At 45.2% G+C, this 14,073-nt stretch carries 9 protein-coding genes; 6 read left to right on the top strand and 3 right to left on the bottom strand.

Going from position 1 to position 14,073, the window contains the following annotated elements:
- Window positions 1-449: 449 nt before the first annotated feature.
- From NSQ20_RS02625 to NSQ20_RS02640, 4 genes are all read left to right on the top strand, one after another.
- Window positions 450-1,529: a sulfate ABC transporter substrate-binding protein gene (locus NSQ20_RS02625; RefSeq protein WP_036672174.1), complete on the top strand. Its 1,080-nt coding sequence runs from the start codon at window positions 450-452 to the stop codon at window positions 1,527-1,529.
- An 87-nt stretch (window positions 1,530-1,616) separates the two neighbouring features.
- Window positions 1,617-2,453 (top strand): sulfate ABC transporter permease subunit CysT, encoded by an 837-nt coding sequence (cysT, locus tag NSQ20_RS02630; RefSeq protein ID WP_036672173.1) that lies wholly within the window; start codon window positions 1,617-1,619, stop codon window positions 2,451-2,453.
- 67 nt (window positions 2,454-2,520) lie between these two features.
- Entirely contained in the window at window positions 2,521-3,396 is an 876-nt protein-coding gene (cysW, locus tag NSQ20_RS02635) for a sulfate ABC transporter permease subunit CysW (RefSeq protein ID WP_036672171.1), read from the top strand.
- Between the two features lie 156 nt (window positions 3,397-3,552).
- Window positions 3,553-3,792, top strand: a complete 240-nt coding sequence (locus tag NSQ20_RS02640) for a YezD family protein (protein WP_036607453.1) — start codon at window positions 3,553-3,555, stop codon at window positions 3,790-3,792.
- Between the two features lie 66 nt (window positions 3,793-3,858).
- Here the strand turns inward: NSQ20_RS02640 and NSQ20_RS02645 are convergent, their stop codons facing one another.
- Both NSQ20_RS02645 and NSQ20_RS02650 read right to left on the bottom strand, forming a co-directional pair.
- On the bottom strand, window positions 3,859-5,532 hold the full coding sequence (locus tag NSQ20_RS02645) for an extracellular solute-binding protein (RefSeq protein ID WP_340031756.1): 1,674 nt from the start codon (window positions 5,530-5,532) through the stop codon (window positions 3,859-3,861).
- A 251-nt stretch (window positions 5,533-5,783) separates the two neighbouring features.
- Window positions 5,784-8,105 carry a helix-turn-helix domain-containing protein gene (locus tag NSQ20_RS02650; protein ID WP_340031757.1) on the bottom strand — a complete coding sequence of 774 codons (2,322 nt, stop codon included), beginning with the start codon at window positions 8,103-8,105 and terminating at the stop codon, window positions 5,784-5,786.
- A 364-nt stretch (window positions 8,106-8,469) separates the two neighbouring features.
- Between NSQ20_RS02650 and NSQ20_RS02655 the strand changes: the two genes are divergently transcribed.
- Complete coding sequence (locus NSQ20_RS02655; protein WP_340032982.1) at window positions 8,470-11,181, top strand: S-layer homology domain-containing protein; 2,712 nt, start codon at window positions 8,470-8,472, stop codon at window positions 11,179-11,181.
- 978 nt (window positions 11,182-12,159) lie between these two features.
- On the opposite strand, the gene NSQ20_RS02660 is transcribed toward NSQ20_RS02655, so the two are convergent.
- The gene (locus NSQ20_RS02660; protein WP_340031758.1) at window positions 12,160-13,047 is read right to left on the bottom strand and encodes a hypothetical protein; all 888 of its coding nucleotides are present in this window, start codon (window positions 13,045-13,047) and stop codon (window positions 12,160-12,162) included.
- A gap of 180 nt (window positions 13,048-13,227) precedes the next feature.
- Between NSQ20_RS02660 and NSQ20_RS02665 the strand changes: the two genes are divergently transcribed.
- Window positions 13,228-14,046, top strand: a complete 819-nt coding sequence (locus NSQ20_RS02665) for a DUF1629 domain-containing protein (RefSeq protein WP_036672166.1) — start codon at window positions 13,228-13,230, stop codon at window positions 14,044-14,046.
- Window positions 14,047-14,073: the final 27 nt, after the last annotated feature.

Consider the following 14,073-nt stretch of genomic DNA (forward strand, 5'->3'; position numbering starts at 1 on the left):
TGTTTTCAATAGCCAGCGAAGTATGGGATTCGCTGAAGGGAGCAACGGACGCTGGTTCGTTGTTCCTCTTTTTTTACCAATAGGCCAGAAATCCGGTAAAAATCGGAAAAAACGTTTGACAGGTATATAGACTGCCTTTATTATACGTATATAACTTACTAAACAGGTAGGAATAATAAAAAAATGAATTTGTTTTCATTGTGAAAACAGTCATTTTACAGACAGATGCAACCATGCAACCTGAACAGAATAACGTTCTCACCGTATAGACGGAGGAACACCGCAGCGCATCCTTTCCAGATGGAGCATGCACGGCCTTTAAGCCGGCATGACTTTATGGGGAGAAGTGCGCGGGGGTTCCTCCGTCTTCTTGTTTTTTACGGGGCGTTTGATCCTGTTCAGCCGGCCTGAGGTAGTCATGCAGATCTATATCGGGGGGAGTGTTATTTATGAAAAAGAGAATTCATAAGGGTATTTTGGTTGGTCTGGCACTGGTGTTAACAGGGGTACTGGCAGCATGCGGATCGGATAGCGGCGGGTCCAGTGCAGCAGGAACATCGGGGGGATCGGAAGGCGACACAGAAAAGGCCAAGGCCATCGAGCTGCTGAATGTTTCCTACGATCCAACGCGGGAACTCTATGAGCAATATAACAAAGCGTTTGCGGCGCATTGGTTGAAAGAGAAAGGCCAGGAAGTGACCATCAAGCAGTCCCATGGGGGATCGGGCAAACAGAGTCGTTCTGTTATTGACGGACTGGATGCAGACGTGGTGACGCTGGCATTGGGATACGATATTGATGCGATTGAAGATAAAGGTCTGATTAATGAAGGCTGGCAGGATAAATACGAGCATAACAGCTCTCCGTATACCTCTACGATTGTCTTCCTTGTACGTAAGGGTAATCCAAAGGGCATCAAGGACTGGGATGATCTGATCAAAGGGGATACCCAAGTCATCACCCCGAATCCCAAAACGTCCGGCGGGGCGCGCTGGAACTATCTGGCGGCATGGGGATATGCCCTTAAGCATAATAACAATGATGAAGAGAAGGCGAAGGAATTCGTTGGTGAATTGTTCAAACATGCGCCTGTGCTGGATTCGGGTGCTCGCGGATCTACAACGACGTTTGTTGAACGTGGCATTGGTGATGTGCTGCTTGCCTGGGAGAATGAAGCTTTTTTATCGGTAAAAGAGCTGGGTCCGGACAAATTCGACATTGTCGTGCCTTCGGTTAGTATCTTGGCAGAGCCGCCCGTTGCGATTGTGGACAAAAATGCAGACAAAAAAGGAAGCCGCGACGTGGCGGATGCCTATCTGAAATATTTGTACAGTGAAGAAGGACAGACGATTGCTGCTGAAAATTATTACCGCCCAACGCTGGACAGCGTGGAGGAAAAATTCAAAGATCAGTTCCCGGCACTTGAGCTGTTCACGTTGAAAGATGTATTTGGCACATGGCGGGATACTCAGGCCAAACATTTTAATGACGGTGGTATCTTCGACCAGATCTATGTTCCAGGCAGCTAAGGTTGCTCTGTTCAATGAACACCCGATCAATCGCGCTGTGAGCGGCCAACCAGCCTTACCGGCTGAAGGCAGAGAGGATGAACGTGCATGAGCAAGGTGGTTGTGGCGCGGAGACGCACATTGCCGGGATTTGGATTAACGATGGGTTACAGTGTGTTCTACCTGAGCCTGGTTGTACTTATTCCACTGGCTGCGCTGTTATTTAACTCAACAGGACTGACGTGGGCAACCATGATTGAGGTTGCGACCAATCCCAGGGTACTGGCTTCCTTCCAGGTCAGTTTCTTGACCGCAGGTGCAGCGGCGCTGATTGATCTCGTGCTGGGACTACTTCTGGCATGGGTGCTTGTTCGGTATGAATTCCCGGGCAAAAGGTTGTTTGATGCGGTCATTGATCTGCCTTTTGCCTTGCCGACAGCGGTAGCAGGGGTTGCTCTTACGGCGATCTATGCCGGCAATGGCTGGATTGGGCAGTTTGTAGAGCCTTTGGGCATCAAGCTCGCCTATTCACAGGCAGGGATTACGCTGGCGCTGATGTTTATCGGAATTCCGTTTGTAGTTCGCACGGTGCAACCGGTGTTGGAGGAGCTGGAGTCTGAGGTGGAAGAGGCGGCTGCCACACTGGGGGCAGGAAGATGGCGGATATTCCGTACGATTCTGCTGCCAGATCTGATCCCACCGCTGCTGACGGGTTTTGCTCTGGCTTTTGCCCGGGGCATTGGCGAATATGGCTCGGTTGTATTTATCTCAGGCAATATGCCGATGAAAACGGAGATTGCCCCCTTGCTGATCATGGCCAAGCTGGAGCAGTTCGATTATGCAGGCGCTACAGCTGTAGCTTTGCTGCTACTTCTAGTTTCTTTCATCCTGCTGCTGATTATTAATTCCTTGCAGCGTTGGAGCAGAAAGGCGGGCAGAGCATGACAATGAAGCATGGTGGAGTAAGGATATTAAAAGACGTCACTCACCCAAACCAAAGGAGGTGCAGCATATGGCGGGTTCTGTTCCACTGAGCCCTGTTCCACCCGTTAAGACCAGCCGTGGAACTAACCGTGCAACAACGGAAGCTCCCTGGGTCAAATGGTTGTTGATTGGACTGGCAAGCCTGGTACTCATATGGCTGCTTATTTTGCCACTGGCCATTGTGCTCATGGAGGCGTTGAAGCAGGGCTGGGGTGTGTACATCGCGGCTCTTACCGAGCAGGATGCCATGTCTGCATTGAAACTCACGTTATTAGTTGCGGCGATTACCGTACCGCTGAATACGATATTTGGTGTGGCTGCTGCATGGGTCATTACCAAGTTCCAATTCAAGGGCAAGGGACTCATGATCACCCTGATTGATCTTCCCTTTTCCATCTCGCCTGTGGTGGGCGGGTTGATCTTTGTATTGGTCTTTGGTTCAAATGGGTGGTTTGGGCCGTGGCTGTCCGAACATGATATCAAAATCATTTTTGCGCTGCCAGGCATTGTCATTGCAACGTTGTTTATTACCTTCCCCTTTGTAGCCAGGGAGTTGATTCCATTAATGGAGGACCAGGGAACCCGGGAAGAGGAAGCGGCGGTTACGCTGGGTGCTTCCGGGTGGCGAATCTTCTGGAGTGTAACCTTGCCCAACATCAAATGGGGACTGCTGTACGGTATTATTCTGTGTAATGCCCGCGCTATGGGCGAGTTCGGAGCCGTATCTGTGGTGTCCGGGCATATCCGCGGGGAGACCAATACGTTACCACTTCATGTCGAGATTTTGTATAACGAATATCAATTCTCGGCTTCATTTGCCGTAGCTTCCCTGCTCCTGATTCTGGCTCTTGCCACGTTGCTACTCAAGAGCTGGCTTGGACACAAAGCCGTTTCAGAAAAGTGATGATGAGAAGAAGAAAATACAGATTGACAGCTACTGGAAGCCCTGCTAATGTATAAACCAAGTATATAGGTTGGATAAGAATGATTTATAAATCCGTTGGATGACAGCGTACTTAGGAATATGGCGGGCAATAGCCCGAGAAGAGGAGGCGGCTCTATGGCTAAGCCGTTAAAAGTGGATGAGGTATGGTTGGACCGAATTGCCGGACAGCTGAATGACATGGAGTTTGGTTCATTGCATATCGTGGTGCACGAAGGTCAGATTGTGCAGATGGAGCGGACCGAACGTAAGCGTTTTGAAAACACGCCCTCAGGCAGCGCCTCCAAATCCGGAAGCACGGCACGAAGCAGTTCAGCCCGTTCACTACGCGGATCAAATGCGAGTGCGAAGGGATAGAGAGTGACGTGGCGTCAGGAATCTAGGATTGGTGCATAGGAACACAAATGTATACTTTCCAGAAACTCATGGGAAATGCATGTTCCAGATCTTCCTACCTACTTGTGCACGACTTGTCTCCATATGCTCCGTATACCAATGATTCGCTTCAAGCAATACCTGTTGCCCACCTGCATCCATGAATTCTTCCACAAAGGTATCGAAATACCCCACAGGCTGATCACCAGTGATGATGGAGATGTACGCTCTGTCTCTCATGCGAATCAAATCAGATGAATATTGAATCAGGGCAGGGGTTGCAACCTCCAGGCGATTATAGATACCATTCTCCGTCAACCCTGCAGATGCAGCCCACTGTTCACGTTTATCCGAGGGTGTACCTGGAACCGTCATGCCGATACTTGAGCCGATCATATTAATATAATTCTCCATTCTGTTGTATGGGTAAAGTAAATGGAACGAGTTTGAATCTTCAGCGCTCCAATTCCAGTGTTTTCCTGGAAGGCCATACTCCATTTTGATCTGCTCCTCCGGATCGGGGTTGGCACTTACATAATCGAGTATCTCCAAAATTTTCTCCAGTTTTCCCGGCTCCTTCGCAGCCTCAGCTCCTATAGCAATAAAATTCATCAGCAGATTGTTCCCTTTTGAACCGCTATGTCCATCAGGACCAATAACAGGAGAACCAAATACAACCTCTGCAGTTGCGTTCTTCTGTAACAGCTCCTTAACATTGAACGAGGCTCCCACTGGAGTTTCTTGGCCATTTTCATTAAGGACACGGTAGTCTCCCTCTTGATTCCAATGATAATAGTTGCCCATCGAGGTCATCCCAATTTTTCCATTAATAAAAGCATGGGATAGATGTTTATAGCCGCCTTTATTTTCACCGGTTATGAACTCAGGGTCGATAATTCCGTCCCGATACCACTTTTGCATATAAGTCAGGGCTTTTTTCATCTCAGGCTCCAAAGCACCGATCACGAGTTGGTTGTTTTTTTCATTAAAATACAGTTGCTCGGTGAAAACGGCCTGTCCAAAGGCACCAAACACGACATTTAAGCCCTCTCTGGATAGGCCATACGTATCCTGTTTACCATTTCCGTCCGGATCATCTTTGGCAAAAGCATACATAACCGTTTCAAATTCATCTAATGTCTTTGGCACCTCCAGACCAAGCTGCTTAAGCCAGTCCTCTCGGTATACAACAGGGGTTCGATAGATGTTGGTCTGATTAATGGCCGGAATTCCATATAAGCCACCGTTTATTTTTCCATACTCTAGGTAACGTGAATCATAATCGCGAATTCGCTGTACGATATTTGGCGCATATTGTTCAAGAACTTCCGGGGGAATTTCCGCTAAGACCCCTTGCATTTGATACTTAAGCAGATCATGTGGTTGTCTGATCCGGAAAAGATCCGGTATTTTCCCTTGAGCAAGCTCCAGATCCAGCAGTTCCTCATACCGCTTGTTCTCAAGGTTCCACACCTCCAGATCGACATCAAACCGATCCTCAATATATGTAATCATCTCGGCGTCTTCAGGAACAGGGATATTTTGATGCATGGTCCAGGATATCGTATACTGCGGTGCTGTCTCCTTCTCAGCGCTTGCCAAATGGCCCTGCTGTTGCACTTGTGATCCTTCCCGGTTTAGAAAGGTACAACCGCTCATCAATCCTATAAGAATAGATGTAGCAATCAATAGATATAGCTTTCTTGAAAGGTTGATGTTCATAGCAGTTCCTTTCCTGATTTCAAATTCTATATAGGTTTAATCAAAGAATATTTACACGGACACTCCGATGACAGAACAACCTTCCGATCGCTGTTATTCCCAGATTTCTTTTGATTCCTTCTCTAAAGGAAGAAATCCGGGAATAGCGTATGCTTCCGAAGTAGCTTTCTTTCAGAAAGCTTTTAGGCGAACGCTTCGCTTCTTCAGGTTCTTTCTGTCCTCTCCGTTTTTGTGTAAATGTTAAATTGACCCTATATAGATCCCTGCTCCATTAGATTGCGCATGAAGTTTTTTGGTGTACAGCCGTGAATTTCTTTGAATTTTTTAATGAAATAGGCAGGGGTACGGTAACCGACCGTACTTGCGACCTGCTCAACCGTAATTTCGCGTTGTGTCATGAGTTCCCGTGCGCGTTCCATTCTCTGATTCGTAACATATTCGGAATAAACAATCCCGGTTTCTTCCTTGAAAAGTTTACTCAGATATTTAGGGCTGATGAATACTTGCTCTGAGACATGATCCAGCGTGAGATCGCCCGATAAGTGCTCGTGAATATAGGCTTTGACAGCCGAGATGGTATCCACACTTCGTACCTCACTTCGCTTCTCCATCTGCATCACAAATTCGGTCACGAGATGAATCATCCATTCCGAATAGCGGTTGATATTGTAGAACAATGAAAATTGTTTGTACATATTCAATGAACTCGCCTCGGCAGGTTGCAGGCGCATCTGATTAATACACTCAGCGTAAATAGATACCGTTTTTAATAAGATGATCCGACTGTATTCGGCGGAATAGGGGCCTTCCTTTATTGACGCGACCAATTCCTGAATGGCCTGAACCGTACCTTGCACATCCCGAGTCTGCAATTTCTTTTCAAAGTTTACGAGGTATGACTCCGGGATCTCCAAACTGCTGGCTTCCCTGTTCAGAAGATCAAGATCCTGAATGGCAGACTGCTCGGGAAAAAAGTAGCTGTATCGAATCAGAGTATTCGCCTGATGATAGCTTGTGTGAATCTTCGTGAAGTGTTCTACCCATCCGCCTAACGATAGTACAAATTCCAGACCAAATTTGCTGCTCGCCTCAGCGTGAATAAAGTCTACAATGTGATCAGAGAGCGGTTTTTCGGGTTGGTTGGTACAGATGATTACGGCTATTTTGTGATCCTGCAATTCTTCTGCCAGCAGTTGAGTTCCATCCATTTCTGCAATCTCCAGTTGCTGGATCATCGTATACAACGTATGCTGCAACTGTCGTGGCTGCAGATCCTTCCACTTCTCATTGACAGGGTCAATGACGATGCAACGGAAGCGAGAGTAGTCCATTGAAATGTGAACAGATTGGAGCTGTTCCGTAAGTTCCTCGGGTGTAAATCGATTATTTAACATATTGAGCATGATACTATGCTTAATCATTCTGTGATTGGCCTGTAAGGTTTCTTCAAGACTATCAACTTTATTGGACAGACTGTTAAACGTTGTATCGATGAACCGATATTCGTCCTGCTTTAAGCTGGTTGGGCTATCCATCCGGCTCTTGATGTTATTCAGGATTCGTTTAAGAGGACTATAGTTGGCCCTGGTAAAGATGGACGACATCGCTATCCCAACCGCAACAGCCAATAAACCGAGAAAAACCGAAATCTCCTTCAAGCTATCCAATTTAGAATAAAAGCTTTCATTAGGTGTGGTTGTGTAGATTCTCCATGCATTTCCTTTAAATTGATCTTGGGTAACGACATGAGAGTCATAGTTAAATACAGGTGTGAAGCTCGCATCTGAAGAATGAAAGGTTAGCAGCGACTGCGTCAGATTCTCCTCCGTGGAGCTGCCTATCAACGTTTTGTCCGCGGCAGATATGACAGTTCCATCCTGATCGATGATTAATGTATTCGCATAGTCAGCAGGGAGCATATTTTTAATGATCTGACTGATCGCTGATTCTTTGATATCAATCGCAATCATGGCCTTACTGTCTTGTCCAGACGATTGAAACGGGTAACTATGGACATAGGAAATTAGAGGACTCATCTTGCCTTGTTCCCGTGATTCGATATAAGCATCCTGAGGCACCATGCGAGTCTTCATCCATAAGGAGCTTTCTGGAGTCTCTTTCATCGCAGTAATCCAATCCGTCGTATGATCCACACTCGAAGGCGTGTCCTCATAGAGCAATAGCCCATATACAGATGAGACGATGAAGTGGTTCTTCGTATCGTACACATGAATAGCTTCAATGAGATCGGAGTAATTTTGCACCATATTTTTGAGGGACTGTTCGATGTCCAGGATTTTGCTATGGTTTCCTTTTAAGCTATCTAAATCGATACTAGCGGCGTTACCGAGTGCCAGGGACAGATAGACCTGATTCACCTTCTGGATAACGGAGCTCTCAATAGTATTGACAGTGCTTTTCAGTGACAGCTGATTATTGATTCGAATCTCTTTGCTGTATTGATGGGAGAAGAAGAGGTATAGAATGGAGCCGAAAAGAAGCGCAATGACAAGAACAACAGCAAGGTAGGAAAGAACCATCTTGGATCTCACAGACTGAAATGGCTTATGCATTCTTTTTCCCCCTTCATTTCTCGTTTCTAAACAACTTCATCATTATATAGCAGGCCGAGGACTAGAAATCATGTTGATCGAAATTTAACAAACTCCCACTCCATAATTTACTTTCAGTTAATAAAGCGTTTACAAAAGTAGGTATTTTAATTGATAAATGTAGTATCTAACTCCATTTTTCTTGGCATATAAGCTCCGGAACGTACGATTTTGATATAAAACGGAATTTGTTCTATAGATGCGAAACGCTCCCTAATGCTACAGTAACGGCAGATCAGACATCTGTATAGAGTCTTTCTTACTCATTTGCAGATGCAGAAGCAAAAAAATAATTTACCATAACGGGAGCGTGTATTTGCAAGCCATGAGAAAACCACTTAAAAAGTCACTGGCATTACTTCTAATGTTGTCTATGGTAGGTCCGACATTTGCAGAGAAGAGTTTTGCAGCCGATCAGAAGATTCAGTTCTCTGATATTAAGGGACACTGGGCGGAAGCAAATATTCAAGCGTGGGGTGATGAAGGATTAATTCGAGGTTACCTGGATCATTCATTTAAACCGAATACGTATATTACAAGAGCAGAATTTATGAATTTGGTAAACGGTGCCTTTGGATATTCCGGACAAGCTAAAATTACCTTTAATGATGTGTCTGAGAGTGCATGGTATTACGAAGCAATTTCTATTGCAAATGCGAATGGATATATAGATGGATACACCGATGGCACAATGAAGCCGCAAGATCCGATCACCCGTCAAGAAGCAGCTAAAGTGATTGCTGGCATTTTGAATCTGGAGTTAAATGAAACAGCAGCGAATGTATTTAGCGATTCATCGTCTATAGCGGCGTGGAGCAAGGGAGCTGTAGGTGGAGCGGCAGCAGCGAAAATTATCTCTGGTTATGCAGATGGAAGCTTCAAACCGCTTAATTCCATTACTCGTGCCGAAGCAGTGTCTGCGCTCGTTAAGGCTGTGGAAACAGATGCTACTACAGCTGCCAAACCAGCTAAGCCAAAGGGAACGGCAACTGTGCTGAATGTTAATCCCCCAGCAGATGAAGCTCGGTTGTCCGCCGTGAAGCACGGAGCCAATGCCGGAGACGACACCTTGAAAAATATTGCGGAAACCAATCCGTTTATTGATATTTTGGACGGTTTTGATCAAGTATGGTCCATGAACCTAGCGGATTGGAGAGATGGAACAGCGGCAACTAAAATTGGAGCTGACGGGAAAAATGCAAAGTATGGAGATGGACCGACTCCATATTATGACGGCTTTAAGAATGATCCAACCGTAGCTGTTGCTGATCAGAAAACATATGCAAATGAAGAGATCCGAAACAAAGCAACTTGGGAAGCCAATATCAAATATGTAGAAAAGGTCACGCAAAATCGCACAGGTGAAGAGACATTGGCAGCCTATTATGATGACCAAAGAGATAAGATCTATAGCGTGATGGAGGGCTTTGGTCCGTTGGCTAACACGTATGTAGATATCATCAAGCCAAAGACAAACGTTGAACGAACGGTGGACGAGATGAATGTGGTATTGACCGAAGAAACAGTGGAAGATGAAAGCCAAGGCATTGGAGATTGGGAAGCAAAGACGGAACTTGCAGACTTGGTTCATTTAGTTGATCTGGTTCGATTCAAAATTCCTGCCTCATCTAATCCCTCTAAATATTTCTACTCTTCCCCTAGACCGTGGAGAATGAATTCCAATGGAGAAGTGAAAGAAGTTGTTGACAGCAAAGGACTGCCTGTATGGGAAACCTTGGGCGAAGGTGAGAAAAAAGAAGTACCTTTGGCTTCAGGCGGCACCAAATCAACAGGAGAAAAACATTACCAGCAATACGAAACTAACGTTAAACTTATTCCTGCGTTAACTTATGTCAAACGAATCGCTGAGGATGGAAGAGGGAAAGATGGCGCATTTCCGAGCGGACATACCAGTGCAGCTTACTTATCCGTATTTCCTTTGGCATACGCTACACCAGAACGATTCACTGAATTGTTAACGAGAGCAGCTCAGTTGGGCGAGAATCGAATCGTAACGGGGATGCACTCACCGCTTGATGTTATCGGAGGAAGAATACAATCCACAGCCATGGCTGCATATGCACTTAATCAGGCTGAGAATAAAGATGTGTTAGAGAAAGGTTATAAGAATGCAGGAGAAGTATTTGGAGCTGCAGCCAAGGAAAAAAATATGAGTCTGTATGAGTATGCACATACCGTAACAGAGGATTACACGTTCAAGAGTGCTTACGATGAACACAAATGGGAAGATCATGATGCCAATAAAGCCTTCTATAGAGAAAAGATGACTTACGGTCTACCACAAACCGGAACCAAAGGTTTGGCTCCAGTTGTACCGCAAGGAGCAGAAGCCCTGTTAGAAACACGTCAACCGTATTTAACAGATGAGCAACGCAGACAAGTATTGTATACAACATCCATTGACTCTGGATATCCTGTACTGGATGAATCCAAGGGCTGGGGTAGAATTGATCTGGTCACGGCTGCGGATGGCTACGGCGCATTCTTGAACAATGTAACTGTGGATATGGACGCTTCCAAAGGGCGCTTCAATGCAGAAGATTGGTGGAGAAATGATATCACCGGTAGTGGAATGCTTACGAAAAAAGGAACAGGCACCCTTACATTGACAGGGAAAAATAGCTACACTGGCGGAACATTGCTGCAAGCAGGAACGTTGGTAGCTGAATCTGCAACGGCTTTTGGTACAGGTGATCTGTATGTAGAAAATGGAACAGTTGTCGTTGATGTCGACGGAGCACTCAACTTAGATAGAAACTTTACCATGGATAACGGTACGTTGGAATTGGTAGTGACTGACAACAACAGTCAACTGAATGTCGGCAGAAAGCTCTATATTGATGGAGGAAGTTTCAAACTCGACTTGTCCAACTATAAGATTGAAGGTTCCAAAGATATTACGTTAATCACGGCTAATGGAATTACAGGTGAATTCGACAGTGTAACTGCCGAAGGTTATGACGTGACTGTCACGTACGAAAAGGGCCGCGTCATTGCACATGTTGTAGCCAAATAAGTGAAGTAATTATGCATGATACAAAGTGAACTAAAGAATGTCACACATGCGACTTCGATGACAGAATAACTTTCCGATCACTGTTATCCCAGATTTTTTCCTTCTTCAAAGGAAAAAATCCGGGGATAAGCATATGCTTTCGATGGAGCTTTCTTTCAGAAAGCCTTTAGGCGTAGTGAATGCTTTCGAAGTAGTATTCTTACAGAAAACTTGTAGCTTCGCTTCTTCACGTTATTTCTGTCCTCTCCGTTTTTGTGTAATTATTAAAGTTCTTTTTATATCGTTCAATTCTTCGCAAGAAAAGATTATAGAAAAGGGCTGAAACTACAATGTAGTTTCAGCCCTTTTCGCGTACAGTTACGTTGGGATATAGGGGATGTTTTCAACACGTCCTGAAAGCCGAACTGTATCTGAACGTGTCCGGAGTAGGCAAGCGCTAAATACTAAATGTAAGAGCAAGCAATTAGGACTTCGCAAAAGCGATTTTCCTATTTTCCTCTACCAATGAGAATTTTCGCTTCGTACGAGAGAGAAACGAGGTTTCCTCTCAGTCGCGCTTGGAACAGAGCATGAACAGGGGTTGAGCGCTAACGAATATGAGGCGTCTTATTCAAGGGTTTGAAGCACCCGCAGAAATCTAAGGAATCTGAGACACGTTATATCGAAATGTACGGCGTTTTAGAGCGTTTTTATCGAGCGATTTTGGGAAATAACGTGTCTGAGGTTTTTTACAATTTTGAAAGAGGCTGTAGAGGCCAAATAAGACGTCCTGAGTTCCTTAGAAAATAGATTGGCTACTCAATAGGATCAGCCAGACGGGAGCTCGATAATTTTGGGACACTGACATCCATCATCGTATAGCATGCCGAGTAAGGAGACACGACCTGATCGGTGAAAATCCAGCCGAGGGAGGGCCAAGTCTCGTATCATCGATGTGGGTATCTAAGTTTAATCATACGGAAGCGGCTGAATCGTAGGTTATTCGTCGGTGTTGGTACCAGATGTACGACGTGTATTTCCTTCCAGTTCCGTAGAGACTTGCTTCGTTGGTTCCAGATCCGTATGTCCTGCGTAGGGGCGCTCACTTCGAGAGCGTGTCCCAGTCAACCCGAAACCCGAAGTGAATATAATCAGCTGTAATCCAAGGGCGTAGGGCGCAGCAATAGGTCCAATCAGATGGAGCAACGAGCATAGCGCGATCAGCAAGGAGAGCATTTTGGTTACTGTACTTGACCTATCCCGGCGTGGGCTGGCCCAGAGCAGGTAACCATATATTATGGTGATCATCAGGGAAATTGCGCGAATCCATGGCAAGATGCTGTCCCATGAGTCCACAGGCACGTCCAACATCCGCTGACGAAATACCAGATCTATAACCAGAAACCCTGTAGCCGCCAGTGCGGCTGGTTCGGCTACAGGCCGAAGGATGGTCCAGACCGCTGTGCCCCAATGATCTGCATGAGTCTCCCGGCTGAGTTCATCCGATAATACGGTGCATTCCCGTTCCAGTGCTCTGTGCATCAGTCCGATTCTGGCAGGGTCATGATCCTTAATACAGTCACGGATCTGGTCCTGTAGCTGAGGAGATAGGTAAGATGCAGCTTTGCAGGCTAACATTGCTGTTATCAGATCGTCATGTTCGTGTTCCGATCGTTCATAATTCCGATTTTCCTGGATGGTAAGTTGTCCCAAGAGGGCTGTACTTATGTATAATGTATCTCGTATCCTTCTCATTCGCCTTTCGTGGCTGCGGCGAACTTCAGTGGCAGACCATATGTATATCCCCAGAAGCAAAGCCATGACTCCAAACAGCACAGCCACAGCGCCTGGGCGCGATGTTAGATCTTCAATCCAACGTTGAAACACACTTGTTCCTCCTTTGCACCAACTTCACGTATCATGAAACACGCTTCACGTAAGCTTTCTCTCACTATTACACAGGAAGTAGATGAATTCAAGCAGAATTCATATGTTAAAGTCATGATACTTAGAGTAGCTCAGTGACACAGATGTAATTATAATAGAAAGATTTTAAGGTGGGGAGAAATGAAATTTTATAGGTTTAATCATGATACGAAAACGAAGGTCCTAGCTTCAGTGGAAGATGATCATCATCCAATTAATAGTGATTTCCACGGTCAATCTAAAATAAAAGGATGGACAACAATAGGTTTAGAAACCCTTTATAAAAAATCATACAAGGATTTTCCGAATTACCATATCGGTAAACCTGTGTTCTCAAAAAGAGTTAAAGAGATGATGGAGAAAGAGAGTTTATTAACAAGCGAAGTAGAATTTTTGCCCATAACGAATGATAATATGGAATTGTTCATACTAAATGTTACTAATATATTGGACTGTGTTGATTATCATCGTTCTGATATTGGTAGATTCAAAGATGGGTCTTGGGCACGGTTTAACAAGCTTGTATTCGATCCTGCCAAAATACCGGAAGGAACGTGTATGTTCAAGATTAAGGAAACTCCTGGTGTTCAGGTTTTTGTTACAGAAAAGTTTAAAGAATGGATTGAAGAGCGTAAGCTCAAAGGGCTTAACTTTTCCGTGATATATGATTCTGACCTTACAAATGAAATGGAAGAAGAGCAGCAACGGGGATATGATGCAGCTCTTGAAGAAATTGAACGAAATAAAGGAGAAGAGTATTCCTATGATGATGCCCGTGAACTTGTAGATCAGGGAGAAACCATGGCTAGCGGTCTGTGGAGGATTCGGCTGGATTATCAAGGGAGGTTATGGCTAGGTCAGTTGCTTCAAGATCTGTCTTACCAGTGGATTATGCCTGTATATATCCCGCCGGTTTTGCTGTTGAAGTCTTGGCATGTGGTTGACAGAATAAAAGAATAATTTATTTTGTTGGAGAGGGGCACAATT

It is taken from the genome of Paenibacillus sp. FSL K6-1122 (genome assembly GCF_037977015.1).
Lineage (GTDB): Bacteria > Bacillota > Bacilli > Paenibacillales > Paenibacillaceae > Paenibacillus > Paenibacillus amylolyticus.

What these genes read in the sequence shown, in the direction of transcription:
- NSQ20_RS02625 (WP_036672174.1), top strand. Translation starts at nt 450, where the DNA reads ATGAAAAAGAGAATTCATAAGGGTATTTTGGTTGGTCTGGCACTGGTG.
- cysW (WP_036672171.1), top strand. Translation starts at nt 2,521, where the DNA reads ATGGCGGGTTCTGTTCCACTGAGCCCTGTTCCACCCGTTAAGACCAGC.
- NSQ20_RS02650 (WP_340031757.1), bottom strand. Translation starts at nt 8,105, where the DNA reads ATGCATAAGCCATTTCAGTCTGTGAGATCCAAGATGGTTCTTTCCTAC.
- cysT (WP_036672173.1), top strand. Translation starts at nt 1,617, where the DNA reads ATGAGCAAGGTGGTTGTGGCGCGGAGACGCACATTGCCGGGATTTGGA.
- NSQ20_RS02665 (WP_036672166.1), top strand. Translation starts at nt 13,228, where the DNA reads ATGAAATTTTATAGGTTTAATCATGATACGAAAACGAAGGTCCTAGCT.
- NSQ20_RS02640 (WP_036607453.1), top strand. Translation starts at nt 3,553, where the DNA reads ATGGCTAAGCCGTTAAAAGTGGATGAGGTATGGTTGGACCGAATTGCC.
- NSQ20_RS02645 (WP_340031756.1), bottom strand. Translation starts at nt 5,532, where the DNA reads ATGAACATCAACCTTTCAAGAAAGCTATATCTATTGATTGCTACATCT.
- NSQ20_RS02655 (WP_340032982.1), top strand. Translation starts at nt 8,470, where the DNA reads ATGAGAAAACCACTTAAAAAGTCACTGGCATTACTTCTAATGTTGTCT.